Genomic DNA, 13,676 nt, shown 5'->3' on the forward strand with positions numbered 1-13,676 from the left:
GCGCGGCCCGTCTCGGCGGGTCAACACGACCGTTTGCCGCACACCCTACGGAGCCTGCGCCCCGGAGGCACTGCGCGTGTCTCCCGGGGCCAGCGCGCCCGCGGCGACGAGTGGGAACGACAGGTCCTCGAGGTCGGACTGCGAGAACGCCAGGGATGCGTGCGCGCCATCCACGACACGCAGGGTCGGTCGAGGCAGCGGCGGAGCAGCGGCGAGGACCGTGGAGCTGGTGGGCCACACACCGGTCGCCGCTTGCGCCGCGCGCGCCCTGGCGGCCGCGAACAGCAGGGCGAGCTGCGCGTGCTGGCGATCGATGCGTCGGGCGAAGGCGGCGAAGCCGGCGTTCTCGCCACAGAGAACGTCGCGCTCCACGGGGTTGTACGAGCGCTGCTCCTCGGCACAGAGGGCCTGCAGCCGCGAGTCCCGGGCGTCCGGAGGCAGCGCCGCCGCGGCGATGTAGCGCTCTTTGATGCCGGAGAGGCGGCGCGCGTGCTCCCAGTGCCAGAAACGCCGGAGCAGCGACGGGTCCGCGTCGAAGTCCATCCCCATCTTCGAGAGGGCGAGGGCGCGCGCTCCATCCGGCAGGGCCCGCAGGTGCGCCTCTCCGAGCCAGCGGCTCTCGAAGGTGATGCCCGCCCACAGGGCCTCGCCCCTCATCGTGTCCGCGAACGACATCCAGCCGACCGACAGCCGCTCCAGCGCGGGCAGTGCGCGCTGCAGGTCGGAAAGGGGGGCCTCGGTGAGGGCCGTGGCGCAGGCGCGGTAGCCGAGGTTCAGCGTGCTCACCGAGATGAGCTGTGCGAGGAGCGTGGCCTCGGAGCCCAGGTCACGCGAGAGGGCGATGACATCGAGGCAGGTGTCCAGCGCCTCGGCGGCTGCACCTGCCTGCAGCTGCTGCTGCATGGAGAGCGCGCTCAGCCTCGTCGCGTGCTGGAGCGCCAGCCCCACGTCTCCTTCGCGCGGGAGGTCCGGGTCGTCGAGCGCCCCGAAGCCCGGCGGGACGCCTCCGCGCTCGGCGCGTGTGGCCCGGAGTGCCCGGCGCGCCAGCTCGCCGCCGCGCTCGAGTGCATCGCGGCAGGCCTGGGGGAGCTGCTCGAAGGGCCGCTTCCCCTCGCGCACCTCGCTGCACGCCTGGGTCGTCTTCTCGTCGAGCGCCCGGTAGGCCTGGGCGTCCTTGCCGAGCGGCGCGAGCAGCGGCGCCACGAGCGCTCCGAAGCTCCCGGCCATGGGTGGCTGTCCGTGGGAGGGACGCGCGAACGGCTGCGCGACGTGAGCCTGCGCCTCCGCCGCGAGCTGCTCTCCCCGCCGCTCGCGCCGCCACAGCTCGGCGCCGCCGGCGACCGCCATGCCTGCGAGCACGAGGAGCGAGCAGAGCAGCAGGCGCGGGTGGCGGGTGCGGAAGGCCATGGCACCGGCAGTGTGTCACGGACGCCCGCCGCGCGCCCCACCGCCAGGGCCCTTGCGCCTCCCCCGCCGCCACGCTATCCGGCTGGGCTTTCCCCCACTCTCGAAAGACCCATGGCCCAGAACTTCATCTTCACCATGCAGGACCTGCGCAAGGTCAAGGGCGGCAAGGACATCCTCAAGGGGATCTACCTGTCCTTCTACCCGGGCGCGAAGATCGGCGTCATCGGCCCCAACGGCTCGGGCAAGTCCACCCTGCTGCGCATCATGGCCGGCGTGGACACCGAGTTCTTCGGCGTGGCCAAGCCGGACCCGGGCGCCAAGGTGGGCTACCTCGCGCAGGAGCCGCAGCTGGACCCCTCGCTGGACGTGAAGGGCAACGTGGAGCTGGGCCTCAAGCACGTGCGCGACCTGATGAACCGCTTCAACGCGCTCTCCGAGAAGTTCGCCGAGCCGATGGACGACGCGCAGATGGAGAAGCTGCTCGCCGAGCAGGGCAAGCTGCAGGACGCCATCGACGCGGCGAACGGCTGGGAGCTGGACCGCACCCTGGAGATGGCCATGGACGCGCTGCGCCTGCCCCCGGGAGACGCGGACGTGACCAAGCTGTCGGGCGGCGAGAAGCGCCGCGTGGCGCTGTGCCGCATCCTGCTCGAGAAGCCGGACCTGCTCCTGCTCGACGAGCCCACCAACCACCTGGACGCCGAGAGCGTCGCGTGGCTCGAGCAGGCGCTCAAGGAGTACAAGGGCACCATCGTGGCCATCACCCACGACCGCTACTTCCTCGACAACGTGGCCGAGTGGATCCTCGAGCTGGACCGCGGCGAGGGCGTGCCCTGGAAGGGCAACTACACCAGCTGGATGGAGCAGAAGCAGCAGCGGCTCGCGCTGGAGGAGAAGACCGAGAGCGCCCGCCAGAAGACCCTCAAGCGCGAGCTCGAGTGGGTGCGCGCGAGCCCCAAGGCGCGCCAGGCGAAGAGCAAGGCGCGCGTGGCGCAGTACGAGGAGCTGCTCAACCAGACCCAGGACAAGCGCGACGCCACGGGCGAGGTGGTCATCCCGCCCGCCCCGCCGCTGCGCGGCCTGGTGGTCGAGGCGCGCGACGTGAAGAAGGGCTTCGGCGACCGGCTCCTCTTCGAGAACCTCAACTTCCGCCTCCCGCCCGGCGGCATCGTGGGCGTCATCGGGCCCAACGGCGCCGGCAAGACCACGCTGTTCAAGCTCATCACCGGCGTGGAGAAGCCGGACGCGGGCGAGTTCCGCGTGGGCGATGCCGTGAAGCTCGCCTACGTGGACCAGAGCCGCGACGCGCTCGAGGGCGACAACAGCGTGTTCCAGGAGGTGAGCGGCGGCCTGGACTTCATCGACCTGGGCAAGGGCGGGCAGATCCCCAGCCGCGCGTACCTGGGCGGCTTCAACTTCAAGGGCCAGGACCAGCAGAAGCGCGTGAAGGACCTGTCCGGCGGCGAGCGCAACCGCGTGCACCTGGCCAAGATGCTCAAGAGCGGCGGAAATCTCCTCCTGCTCGACGAGCCCACCAACGACCTGGACGTGGAGACGCTGCGCAGCCTCGAGGACGCGCTGCTCGGCTTCGCCGGCTGCGCGGTGGTCATCAGCCACGACCGCTGGTTCCTCGACCGCATCGCCACCCACATCCTCGCGTTCGAGGGCGACAGCCGGGTCTTCTTCTTCGAGGGCAACTACCAGGACTACGAGGCGGACAAGAAGAAGCGCCTCGGCCCCGAGAGCGTGCAGCCGCACCGCATCCGCTACCGCCCCCTCACCCGCGCGTAGAGCCCGGTGAGCGACACGCCCCCCGGCCCCGGCCTGCGCATCCCCGCGCTCGCGTCCATGCTGGACGCGATGCGCCAGGGGCTGTGCGCCGTGGACCGCGAGGGGCGCGTCACCTTCGTGAACCGCGCAGCCTGCGCGCTGCTCGGAGTCACGCCCGCGCAGGTGCTGGGCCAGGGCGTGCAGCGCTTCCTCGTCGCGCCCCCCGCGCCTGGCGAGGAGGCGGCGCGCGCGCGGCGGCTGAGCGGCAGCTTCGGCCAGCGCCAGACGCTCAAGCTCACGCGCGCGGACGGCGCGCCGCTCACCGTGGCGTACGTGGTGGACCCGCTCGTGGAGGGGGGCGAGCGCGTGGGCGCGCTCGTGTCGTTCGAGGACGTGACGGAGCGCGAGCGCACCGAGGGGCAGCTGCGCGAGGCGCAGCGCACGCTCTCCACGCTGATGGCGAACCTGCCCGGCATCGCGTACCGCTGCCAGAACAACCGCGACTGGACGATGGAGTTCATGAGCGAGGGCACGCTCGCGCTCACCGGCTACCCGCCCGAGCGCTTCCTGGGCCCCGGCGGGCTCTCCTTCAACACGATCATCCACCCGGAGGACCAGGCCGACACCTGGGAGCGGGTGCAGGCGGCGCTCGCCCGGCGCGCGCCCTTCCAGCTCACCTATCGCCTGCGCTGCCGCGACGGGAGCGAGCGCTGGGTGTGGGAGCAGGGGCGCGGCGTGTGGAGTGCGGACGGGCGGCTGCTCGCGCTCGAGGGCTTCATCACCGACATCACCGAGCGCAAGCAGATCGAGGCGCGGCTGGTGGCGAGCGACCGCATGGCCAGCGTGGGCATGCTCGCGGCCGGGGTGGCGCACGAGATCAACAACCCGCTCGCCTACGTGCAGGCGAACGTGGGCTTCGTCTCGGACGTGCTCGCGCGCGAGGGCAGGGCGCTCGCGCCCGCGCTGGTGGAGGAGGCGCAGCAGGCCCTGCAGGAGGCGCGCGAGGGCACGCAGCGCATGCGCGACATCGTGCGCGACCTGCGCACCTTCAGCCGCGTGGACGACGCCGTCCTCGCCCCGGTGGACCTGGAGCGGGTGCTGGACAGCGCGAGCAGCATCGCCTCGAACGAGGTGCGCCACCGCGCGCGGCTGGTGCGCGTGCGCGGGGGCGTGCCGCAGGTGCTCGCGCACGAGGGGCGGCTGGTGCAGCTCTTCGTGAACCTCATCGTGAACGCCGCGCACGCGCTGCCCGAGGGGCAGGTGGAGCGCCACGAGATCCGCCTGCGCACCGCCGCCGCGCCCACGGGCGAGGCGCTGGTGGAGGTGCAGGACACCGGCAGCGGCATCGCACCCGAGCTGCTGCCCCGCCTCTTCGAGCCCTTCTTCACCACCAAGCCCGCGGGCCGCGGCACGGGGCTCGGCCTCTCCATCTGCCAGGGCATCGTGGCGGCGCTGGGCGGCAGCATCGAGGTGCAGAGCGCGGTCGGCCAGGGCAGCACCTTCCGCGTGCGCCTGCCGGCGGCTCCCGCGGCGAGCACGGCCGAGCCCGCGCCCCCGTCTCCCGCCTCGGCCCCCGCGCGCCGCGGCCGCATCCTGATCATCGACGACGAGGCCCTGGTGGGCGCGGCGCTGCGCCGCACGCTCGCGCGCGCGCACGAGGTGCACGTCACCACGCGCGCGGACGAGGCGCTGGCGCGCCTGGCCTCGGGCGAGCACTTCGACCTCATCCTCTGCGACCTGATGATGCCGCACATGAGCGGCATGGACTTCCACGCCGCGCTCGCCGAGCGCTTCCCCGTGCTGCTGCCGCGCGTCGTCTTCCTCACCGGCGGCGGCTTCACCCCGCGCGCCCGCGCCTTCCTCGAGGCCGTGCCCAACGCGAAGCTCGACAAGCCCTTCGACCCCGAGGCGCTCCAGGCGCTGGTGCAGGCGCGGCTGCAGGGCGCGTAGGCGCACTCCCCCGCGCTCGTTCGCCCGCTGGGCCGCCGGGCCGGGGAGCCGTGGACGCCCGTGCGGGGGGCTGCGTACCTTTGGCTGCCTGCTTGGAGGCGCGAACGTGAACGTCGTCTTCCTCTCCCCGCACTTCCCGCCGCAGTACCCGCACTTCGTCTCGGCGCTGCGCGAGCGCGGGGTGCGCGTGCTGGGAGTGGGGGATGCGCCGCAGGACTCCCTGCCGGGCGAGCTGCGGGGCGCGCTCGCCGAGTACTACTACGTGCCGAGCCTCGGGGACGCGGACGCACTGCTGCGCGCGGTGGGCTACTTCACCTGGCGCCACGGGCGCATCGCGCGCATCGAGAGCCTCAACGAGAGCTGGCTCGCGGTGGAGGCGGAGCTGCGCGAGGCCTTCCACGTGCCGGGGCTGCTGCCCGCGGACCTCGAGCGGCTGCGCACCAAGGCCGGCATGGCGCGCGTCTTCGAGGAGGCCGGGGTCCCGCACCCGCCCACCCTGCGCGTGAGGGACCCCGCGGGGCTCAAGGCCTTCGCCGCGCGCGTGGGCTACCCGCTGGTGCTCAAGCCCAACGTGGGCGTGGGCGCGGCGCAGACCTTCGGCGTGGCGAGCGACGCGGAGGTGGACCGGGCGCTCGCGGGCAGCGTGGGCGACCGCGTGGCGCAGCCCTACGTGAAGGGCACCATCGTCACCTACGACGGCATGGTGGACCGCGAGGGCGAGCCCTTCTTCTCGCTCAGCCACGAGTACAGCGACGGCGTGATGGAGACGGTGAACGAGGCGCGCGACATCTCCTTCTGGAGCCTCAAGAGCACCCCGCCCGAGCTCGAGCGCCTCGGGCGCGCCTGCCTGCGCGCGCTGGGGCTGCGCGAGCGCTGGTTCCATCTCGAGTTCTTCCGGCTCGCAGACGGCTCGTACGTCGCGCTCGAGGCGAACCTGCGCCCGCCCGGCGCCTTCATGACGGACATGATGAACTACGCCTGCGACGTGGACGTGTACCGGCTGTGGGCGCGCCTGGTGACGGGCGACCTGATGAAGGGCTTCAGCTACACGCCGCGCTCCCACATCTGCCACAGCGCGCGCCGCGCCGAGCGCGCCTACCGCCTGGACACCGGCGAGCTGCTGGGGCGGCTCGGGGACCGGCTCGTGCTGCACCGCACGCTGCCCTCCGTGTACCACGCGGCCATGGGCCACGAGATGTACCTCACCCGCCACGCGGACCTGCAGGACCTGCGCGAGTGCGTGCGCATTATCCAGGCTCGCGCCTAACCAGGCGCGCGCGTGAGCCCATCGCCCCAGCGCAGCTCGTAGAGGGTGTGCGCCTCGCCCAGCTCCAGCGCCCGCGCGCGCGGCTCCTTCGCCCCGGCCTCGCGCAGCAGCGCCTCGAGCACCCCCTCCAGGTAGCCCGGGGTGCCGAGCGCCGCGTTGTGCCACAGCTCGAAGTGGCAGGGCCCGCGCTCGAGGACCTCGACGCGGCTCCAGTTGTCCGTGCTGGCGAGCAGCTGCGGGATGCGCAGCACCGTGCGGCGCGGGCCCAGCATGCGGGTGAGCACCCCGATCGCCCGCCCCACCAGCGTGTGGCTGTAGCCCTCGGTGGTGCGCGCCCCCAGCGCGCGGAAGGCCTGCTCGGGGGGCTGGCCCGGGTACAGCTCCTCGATGATGGCCCACAGGCAGTGCAGCCACACCGGGAGCGGGTAGGCGGGCAGGAGCGGCCGCTCCACGTCCACCCCGATGCGCTGCAGCCGCGCGCGCAAGCCCGGCGGTACCTGCCCCTGCAGCCCGTGGCGCAGGAGCCCCTCCACCACGCTGCCGTAGGTGAGGCGCTCGCGGGGCTCCTTCCGGCCGCCCGTGCCCACGGCGCTCACCCCGCCCAGCGCAGCGAGAAGCGCGTGTGGCCGTCGCCGCGCTCCAGCTCCTGCACCTGTGGCTCGCGCGCGCCGGAGAGCCCGAGCAGCGCCTCCATCAGCCCCTCCGCGTAGCCCGGCATGTCGACCTCCGAGTTCATGCGCAGCTCGTAGTGCGCGGGCGCGAGCTCCAGCAGCTCGGCGCGGGTGTAGTTGTCCCCCGAGGCGAGCAGGTGCGGCAGCCGGTGCACCATGCGCCGCGGCCCCATCATGCGCGCCACCGCGTAGAGCGCGTGGCCCACCACGGTGTGGCCGTAGCCCTCCGCGTGGCGCACCGCAAGTGCCCGCAGGGCCCGCTCCAGCGGCTCGCCCGGGTACAGCTCCTCGGCCACCGCGCGCAGGCAGTGCATCCACATGGGCACGGGGTAGGCGGGAAGCAGCGGCCGGTCCACGTCCACCCCGATGTGGCGCAGCCGCTCCTTGAGCACCAGCGGCAGCGGCTCCTGCACCCCGTGGCGCAAGAGCCCCTCCACGACGCTCGCGTAGACGAGGCGCTCGGAGGGCTCGGGGCGGCGCATCGGCATCGGGGGGGGCCTCGCTTCAGCTCAGCAGCCAGCGCAGCGCGAGCGGGAGCCGGCGCTGCCAGTCGCGCTCGTGGTGGATGCCGCCCGGCTCCAGCACGAGGAACAGCTCGTGGTCCCCGTAGCCCAGGCGGCGCAGGTGGTGGAAGAAGTCGCGCGTGGCCTCGCCGTAGTTGAGCGGCATGCCGCCCGCCTCGATGTGCTCGTTGCTCCCGGCATCCAGGTAGATGCGGCTCCACTGGCGCGAGTGCTGCTGCCAGGCGTGGAAGAGCCGGCCCTCGCTCCACATCACCGTGGGGCTCATCCCGCCCACGCGGCCGAACACGTGCGGGTAGGCGAGGCCGAGGTAGAGCGAGATGAGCCCGCCGAGGCTCGAGCCGATGACGGCGGTGGACTCGGGGCCGGGCCGCGTGCGGTAGGTGCGGTCCACCCAGGGCTTGAGGTGCTCCACGAGGAAGCGCGCGTACTCGGGGCCGCGGGCCTTGATGCCGGCGCGCGGCTCGTCCCAGGGCGAGTACTCGGCGAGCCGCCCGGCCCCCGAGTCGATGCCCACGATGAGCCAGGGCTCGAGCCGGCCCTCGCCTGCCAGCCGCTCGATGGCGGTGTTCGCGCACCAGGTGTCGTAGGTGGCGCTCTCGGGGTGGGCGAAGACGTTCTGCCCGTCCTGCATGTAGAGGACGGGGACGCGGCGGCCCGGCTCGGCGTCGTAGGCATCCGGCGTGTAGATGCGCACCGTGCGGGCGAAGCCCTCGGGCGGGGAGTGGAAGTCTCGGAGGATGTGCACGTGGCCCATGGGGAGAGGCCACCGTAGAGCACGGCTGGGCTCCCGCGCCAACGCGCCCGCGGACCCATCGACTGTTGTCCGTACACCCGAGGACCAGGCGGGCTGACATACTCGGACCCACGCCATGCTCTCTCTGCCCACTGCCACCACCCGCCTCGCCCTGCAGGAGCGCCGCGCGCGCCTGCAGGGGCTGCTGGGCCGCGCGCCCGCGCTGCTCGCCTCGGGCAAGCCCCGCGCGCGCAACTACGCCGCCCAGCAGTTCCCCTTCCGCGCGACGAGCCACTTCCTCTACCTCTTCGCGCTGCCCCACCCGGACGCGCTCGCGTACTGGGACGGGGAGGGCTGGACGCTGTACCTGCCGCCGCCCGCCGAGGACGACGCGCTGTGGGAGGGCAGCGTGCCGGGCTTCTTCGAGATCTCCCAGGCGGTGGGCGTGCCGGTGCGCGAGCGCACCCAGCTCGCCACGCAGCTGCCCGCGGCCACCGCGACGCTGCCCGCGCCGGACATGGAGACGAACGCCGAGCTCTCGCGGCTGCTGGGGCGCGAGGTGCGCTACGGGCGGCTCGCGGCGCAGGACGAGAAGCTCGCGGACGCGCTCATCGCGCTGCGCCTGCGCCACGACGCGGAAGGCGCGCGCGAGATGCGCCTCGCCGCGGACGTGACGCGCGAGGCGCACGCCGCGGGGCTCGCCGCCACCCGCCCCGGCGTCACCGAGGCCCAGGTGCGCGCCGCGATGGAGGCGGCCATCCTCGCGCGCAACGTGGAGCCGGCCTACAGCCCCATCGTCACCGTGCACGGCGAGGTGCTGCACAACCACCACTACGGGCACACGCTGCAGGACGGGGAGCTGCTGCTCGCGGACGTGGGCGCGGAGAGCCCCGGCGGCTGGGCGGGAGACGTGACGCGCACCTGGCCGGTGAGCGGCCGCTTCTCCACGACGCAGCGCGCGCTCTACGACGTGGTCCTGCGCGCCCAGGAGGCCACGGTGGCGGCGGTGCGCCCGGGCGCGCGCTACCGCGACCTGCACCAGCTCGCGCACCGCGAGCTCACCGCGGGGCTGGTGGCGCTGGGCATCCTGGTGGGCGAGGTGGACGCGCTGGTGAACGACGGGGTGAGCGCGCTGCTCTTCCCGCACGGCGTGGGCCACCTCATCGGCCTGGACGTGCACGACATGGAGGACCTGGGAGACCGCGCGGGCTACGCACCGGGGCGCACGCGCCCGCAGGGCTTCGGGCACCGCTACCTGCGGCTGGACCGGGACCTGGAGCCGGGGATGTGCGTCACCATCGAGCCGGGGCTCTACCTGGTGCCCGCCATCCTGGACAACCCGGCCCTCACCCGGCGCGCCGGGGACCGGCTGAATCGCCAGCGCCTCGCCGAGTTCGGCGACGTGCGCGGCATCCGCATCGAGGACGACGTGCTCGTCACCGAGACGGGCCACGAGGTGCTCACCGGCCGCATCCCGAAGAACCCGGACATCATCGAGTCCGAGATGGCGCGCCGTTAGCTAGATGTTGCTGAGTTGCATCTGAGTGAAGGTCCCCTCTCCCCTGGGAGAGGGTGAGGGATGAAGGTTCCCCACCCGCGTCACCCGTCGCGCCGCAGCGCCTCGCCCGGCGCCACGCGCGTGGCCCCGCGCGCTGGCACCCAGCTCGCGGCAAGTCCCGTGAGCAGCAGCAGCGAGGGCGCGAGCACGAAGATGAGCGGGTCATACGCCGACACGCCGTACAGCATCGTGGAGAGCGCGCGTGCCACGGCCAGCGCGCCCACGAGCCCCACGCACAGCCCCACCGCCGTGAGCCGCAGCCCCTGGCCCACCACGAGCCGCAGCAGGCGCGAGGACGTCGCCCCCAGCGCGCTGCGGATGCCCAGCTCGCGGGTGCGCTGCGCCACCCAGAAGGCGAGCAGGCCGTAGAGGCCGACGGCCGCGAGCACCAGCGCGAGCAGCGCGAAGGCCGCGAGCAGCCCCGTCACCACGCGCGTCTGCGCGGCGCTCTCCTCCACGAGCGTGGAGAGCGGCTGCGCCTGCACGAAGCGCAGCTCCTCGCTCGCCGTCCGCGCCTCCTCCCGCAGCAGTCGGAGGAGCTGGGTCTCGGGCAGCGCGGACTTCACCGCGAAGCTCATCCTGTCCGACAGGTCCTCGTTCGCGGGCACGTAGATGTCACCCCCGGGCGCCGACGAGAGCCGCTCCATCGGCACGTCGTCCACCACGCCCAGCACCTCGCGAGGCGCGTCCTCGCCGGAGAGCCATAGGTGGCTGCCCACGGCCTCGAGGCCCGCGAGGTGACGGCGCGCGAAGGTCTCCGACACCACCACGCCGCGCGCACCCGGGACCGTGTCCAGCAGTCGCCCGGACTTGAGCGCGATGCCCAGCGCCCGGAAGTAACCCTCACTCGCGCGCACCAGCCCCGCGCGCAGCTCCGAGGGCTCGTCCGTGGGTGCAGCCCCATCCACGCGGAAGACGGTGGACGGACGCCACATCTCGCCGGAGAGGGGCAGGGAGCGGGTGAAGCCCACCGCCGTCACGCCGGGCAGGGCCTCCATGCGCGCGGAGAGCTCGCGCATCGCGCGCGCCGCGTCGCTCGGGCGGGGATACCTGCTGTCCGGGAAGTACACCTCGCCCACCGTGACGCCCTCGGGAATGAAGCCCAGCGGCACGTGCTGCAGCTTCCAGGCGCTGCGCAGCATCAGCCCCGCGCCCACCAGTGGCACCATCGCGAGCGAGAGCTGCACCACGACGAGCAGCGAGCGGGTGAGACCCAGCGCCGTGGCCCGGGTGCCGCGCACCGTGGGAGCGAGCGCGCCCCGGGCATCTCCGCGCGAGAGGTGCAGCGCGGGCAGCAGGCCCACGCCCACCGCGACGGCGACGGAGAGCAGCACCGCGATGGCCAGCACGAAGGGCTCCACCCCGGAGCCGGAGGCCAGCTGCGCCGGGACGAAGGTCTGGAGCAGCCCGCGCCCCCACACCGCGAGCAGCAGCCCCGCAGCGCCCCCGAGCAGCGCCCGCACGAGGTTCTCCACCAGCACCCCGCGCACCAGCTGTGCGCGGCTCGCCCCGAGCGCGAGCCGCACCGCCAGCTCGTGCTGGCGCGCGCTCGCCCGGGCGAGCAGGAGGTTCGTGAGGTTCGCGCAGCCCAGCAGGAGCAGCAGCGCCGCGACGGCCGTCACCAGCTGCAGCTGCGAGGCGGAGCCCGACGTCCACATCTCGCGCAGCGACTCCATGGCGACGCCCCGGAGCACCTTGCCCCGCACGCGCTCGGCGCCGAGGGCGAGCCGCGTGAGCTCCTCCTGGCCTCGGGCCGGTGAGACTCCCTGGCGCAGGCGCCCCACGACGCGCAGCGTGGTGCCCACCTCCTCGGGAGTACCCAGGACCAGCGGCTTCCAGAGCTCCGCTTCCGGCTCGTAGTGGAAAGCCGGAGGCAGCACCCCCACGACGGTGTGGGGCACGTCGTTCAGCAGCACGCTGCGGCCGAGGACGGCGGGGTCTGCGCCGAAGTCGTGCTGCCACAGCTCGTAGGAGAGCAGGACCTCGCGGTCGCGCCCCGCCACCTCCGACTCCGCGCCCCACAGCCGCCCCAGCACCGGCTGCACGCCGAGCAGCGGGAAGAAGCCGGCAGAGGCTGACGCCACCATCACCCGCGCATCGGAGGTGGGCGCGCTGAGCAACTGCCTTCCGGCCACGTAGCCCTCGATGCCGGAGAAGCTCCGCGCCCCCGAGCGCCAGGCGTTCCACACGTGCACGTTCGCCCGCTCCCACTCCTTGTGGGGCCCGGCGCCTCCGCCCGGCGTGGTGCGCTGCAGCAGCCGGTAGAGCTGCGCGCCCTCGGGGTAGGGCAGGGGGCGCCACAGCACCTGGTACACGGTGCTGAAGACGGCCGTCGTCGCCCCGATGGAGAGCGCGAGCGTGAGGAGGATGACGAGCGTGAGCGCCTTCTCGCGGCGCATCGAGCGCAGCGCGAGACGCACGTCCTGGACGAGCGGGGACAGCGGCATGGGGGGGAAGTGCGCGCCGGGAGGGCGGGCGGCGCGCGCGGGCCCCGAGGATGCCAGAGATGCGCGCGGCTAGCGAAGCTCGCGCTTGATCAGCTGCAGCAGCGGGTCGCGCTGACCGGCCGGCTGGCCTGCGAGGAAGCCCGCGTTGAGCTGCCAGAGCATGGCGCCGCCCAGCCCCTTCGCCTTCACGTAGTCGCACTTGGCCTTCATCGCCTGCGCGTCGTCGAAGGAGAGAAAGAGGTCGTCGTCGGCGCCCGCGGCGTCCAGCGAGTCGTAGCTCGCCTGCGCGTCCGGGTCCCACACCCGGGTCATCGCCGGGTGGGCGCTGCGCTCGGCGAGCAGCTCGAAGAGGTACACGTCCGAGCGGGTGCTGGGCGCCTGGCTCCAGCGCTGGCGCGGGCCGGTGACGCCCTCGCCCGCGGCGTCCGCGCGCCGCCCGCCCTGCCAGCGCTGGCCGGTGAAGGGGACGCCCACGCCCAGCTTCGCTGCCGGCACGCCCGCAGCGACGTACGCCGCCACGGCCGCGTCCACCGTGCCCGGGCTGATGCTCGTGCCGGGCATGACGTAGCCCGCGGCGTAGAGCGCGGAGTTGTGCCAGGTGGGCAGCGACGCGTCCCATGCGTCCATGAAGTAGTAGGTCATGAGGTTCACCTGGTCGAGCAGGTCCGCCACGCTGGCCACTGCCTGCGGCTGCGAGGTGGGCGCGAGCGGCGAGTAGAGCACCGCCGTGGTGAGCACCGGGCGCGGGCTGAGCTTGTCCAGCTCGGCGCGCAGCGCGCGGATGAAGGGTGGGTAGTTGTCGCGGAACTCGGCGCCGTCCGTGCCCGACTCCCAGTCGATGTCCACCCCGTCGTAGCCGCCCGCCTTCACCTTCTTCAGGATGTTCGCGATGAGGGTGTCGCGGTACTGCGGGCTGCCGCCGGAGGTGAAGGTGTAGCCCACCGAGAGCAGCACCTTCACGCCCTTGGCGTGCGCGGCGGCGACGAGGGCGGGGGCCTCGGGCGCCAGGTTGTACGGGTCTGCGAGCGCGCCTCCCGCACCGGGCTGCACCGCGAAGTGCAGCACGTGCGTGAGCGCGCCGAAGTCGATGTCCGCGGGCGCCATGTGGCGCGGCTCACCCGGAATCGTCCAGCCCACGTAGTAGCCCGTCACCCAGCGGCCCGCGGGCGGCGGCGTCCCCGCGTCCACCTGCGAGCCGGGGTCCTGGGGATCGGGGTTGGCGACCGGGCTTGCGCCTCCACAGCCCACGGCCACTCCCAGCGCGAGCACGGCGAACAGGGCTCTCATGAGCGCGCAACGCTACGTGCCCCTTCCCTGCGGCCCCGTAGTCCTGCGGGGTAGGGCGCTCG

Annotated in this window: 10 protein-coding genes; 4 read left to right on the top strand and 6 right to left on the bottom strand. The window is 73.5% G+C overall.

Annotation, left to right across the window (positions count from 1 at the left end; genetic code table 11):
• Positions 1–45: 45 nt before the first annotated feature.
• The gene (locus tag FGE12_RS13500) at positions 46–1,407 is read right to left on the bottom strand and encodes a hypothetical protein (protein WP_153866869.1); all 1,362 of its coding nucleotides are present in this window, start codon (positions 1,405–1,407) and stop codon (positions 46–48) included.
• Positions 1,408–1,518: 111 nt separating this feature from the next.
• Here FGE12_RS13500 and ettA point away from each other — a divergent pair, with 111 nt between their 5' ends.
• The 3 genes from ettA (at position 1,519) to FGE12_RS13515 (ending at position 6,394) form a co-directional block, all read left to right on the top strand.
• Positions 1,519–3,198 carry an energy-dependent translational throttle protein EttA gene (gene ettA, locus FGE12_RS13505; protein ID WP_153866870.1) on the top strand — a complete coding sequence of 560 codons (1,680 nt, stop codon included), beginning with the start codon at positions 1,519–1,521 and terminating at the stop codon, positions 3,196–3,198.
• Positions 3,199–3,204: 6 nt separating this feature from the next.
• Positions 3,205–5,127 (top strand): PAS domain S-box protein, encoded by a 1,923-nt coding sequence (locus FGE12_RS13510; protein WP_153866871.1) that lies wholly within the window; start codon positions 3,205–3,207, stop codon positions 5,125–5,127.
• A 106-nt stretch (positions 5,128–5,233) separates the two neighbouring features.
• Positions 5,234–6,394 (top strand): carboxylate--amine ligase, encoded by a 1,161-nt coding sequence (locus tag FGE12_RS13515; protein ID WP_194797856.1) that lies wholly within the window; start codon positions 5,234–5,236, stop codon positions 6,392–6,394.
• Here FGE12_RS13515 and FGE12_RS13520 read toward each other — a convergent pair.
• Genes FGE12_RS13520 through FGE12_RS13530 form a run of 3 tightly spaced genes read right to left on the bottom strand, consistent with a single transcriptional unit; the run spans position 6,391 to position 8,343 of the window.
• Positions 6,391–6,990 (bottom strand): DUF2378 family protein, encoded by a 600-nt coding sequence (locus tag FGE12_RS13520; protein ID WP_370458977.1) that lies wholly within the window; start codon positions 6,988–6,990, stop codon positions 6,391–6,393. The two genes, FGE12_RS13515 and FGE12_RS13520, sit on opposite strands and share 4 nt — an antisense overlap.
• On the bottom strand, positions 6,987–7,553 hold the full coding sequence (locus tag FGE12_RS13525; protein ID WP_153866873.1) for a DUF2378 family protein: 567 nt from the start codon (positions 7,551–7,553) through the stop codon (positions 6,987–6,989). Before FGE12_RS13525 ends, FGE12_RS13520 begins: the two co-directional genes overlap by 4 nt.
• Before the next feature lie 16 nt (positions 7,554–7,569).
• A complete protein-coding gene (locus FGE12_RS13530) occupies positions 7,570–8,343 on the bottom strand; it encodes an alpha/beta hydrolase (RefSeq protein WP_153866874.1) in 774 nt (257 codons plus the stop codon).
• A gap of 115 nt (positions 8,344–8,458) precedes the next feature.
• Here FGE12_RS13530 and FGE12_RS13535 point away from each other — a divergent pair, with 115 nt between their 5' ends.
• Positions 8,459–9,841: an aminopeptidase P family protein gene (locus FGE12_RS13535; protein ID WP_153866875.1), complete on the top strand. Its 1,383-nt coding sequence runs from the start codon at positions 8,459–8,461 to the stop codon at positions 9,839–9,841.
• Positions 9,842–9,921: 80 nt separating this feature from the next.
• On the opposite strand, the gene FGE12_RS13540 is transcribed toward FGE12_RS13535, so the two are convergent.
• Both FGE12_RS13540 and FGE12_RS13545 read right to left on the bottom strand, forming a co-directional pair.
• Positions 9,922–12,327 carry an ABC transporter permease gene (locus tag FGE12_RS13540; protein ID WP_153866876.1) on the bottom strand — a complete coding sequence of 802 codons (2,406 nt, stop codon included), beginning with the start codon at positions 12,325–12,327 and terminating at the stop codon, positions 9,922–9,924.
• Between the two features lie 69 nt (positions 12,328–12,396).
• Positions 12,397–13,614, bottom strand: a complete 1,218-nt coding sequence (locus tag FGE12_RS13545; RefSeq protein ID WP_153866877.1) for a glycoside hydrolase family 18 protein — start codon at positions 13,612–13,614, stop codon at positions 12,397–12,399.
• Positions 13,615–13,676 lie beyond the last annotated feature (62 nt).

Source organism: Aggregicoccus sp. 17bor-14, from assembly GCF_009659535.1.
Taxonomy (GTDB): domain Bacteria; phylum Myxococcota; class Myxococcia; order Myxococcales; family Myxococcaceae; genus Aggregicoccus.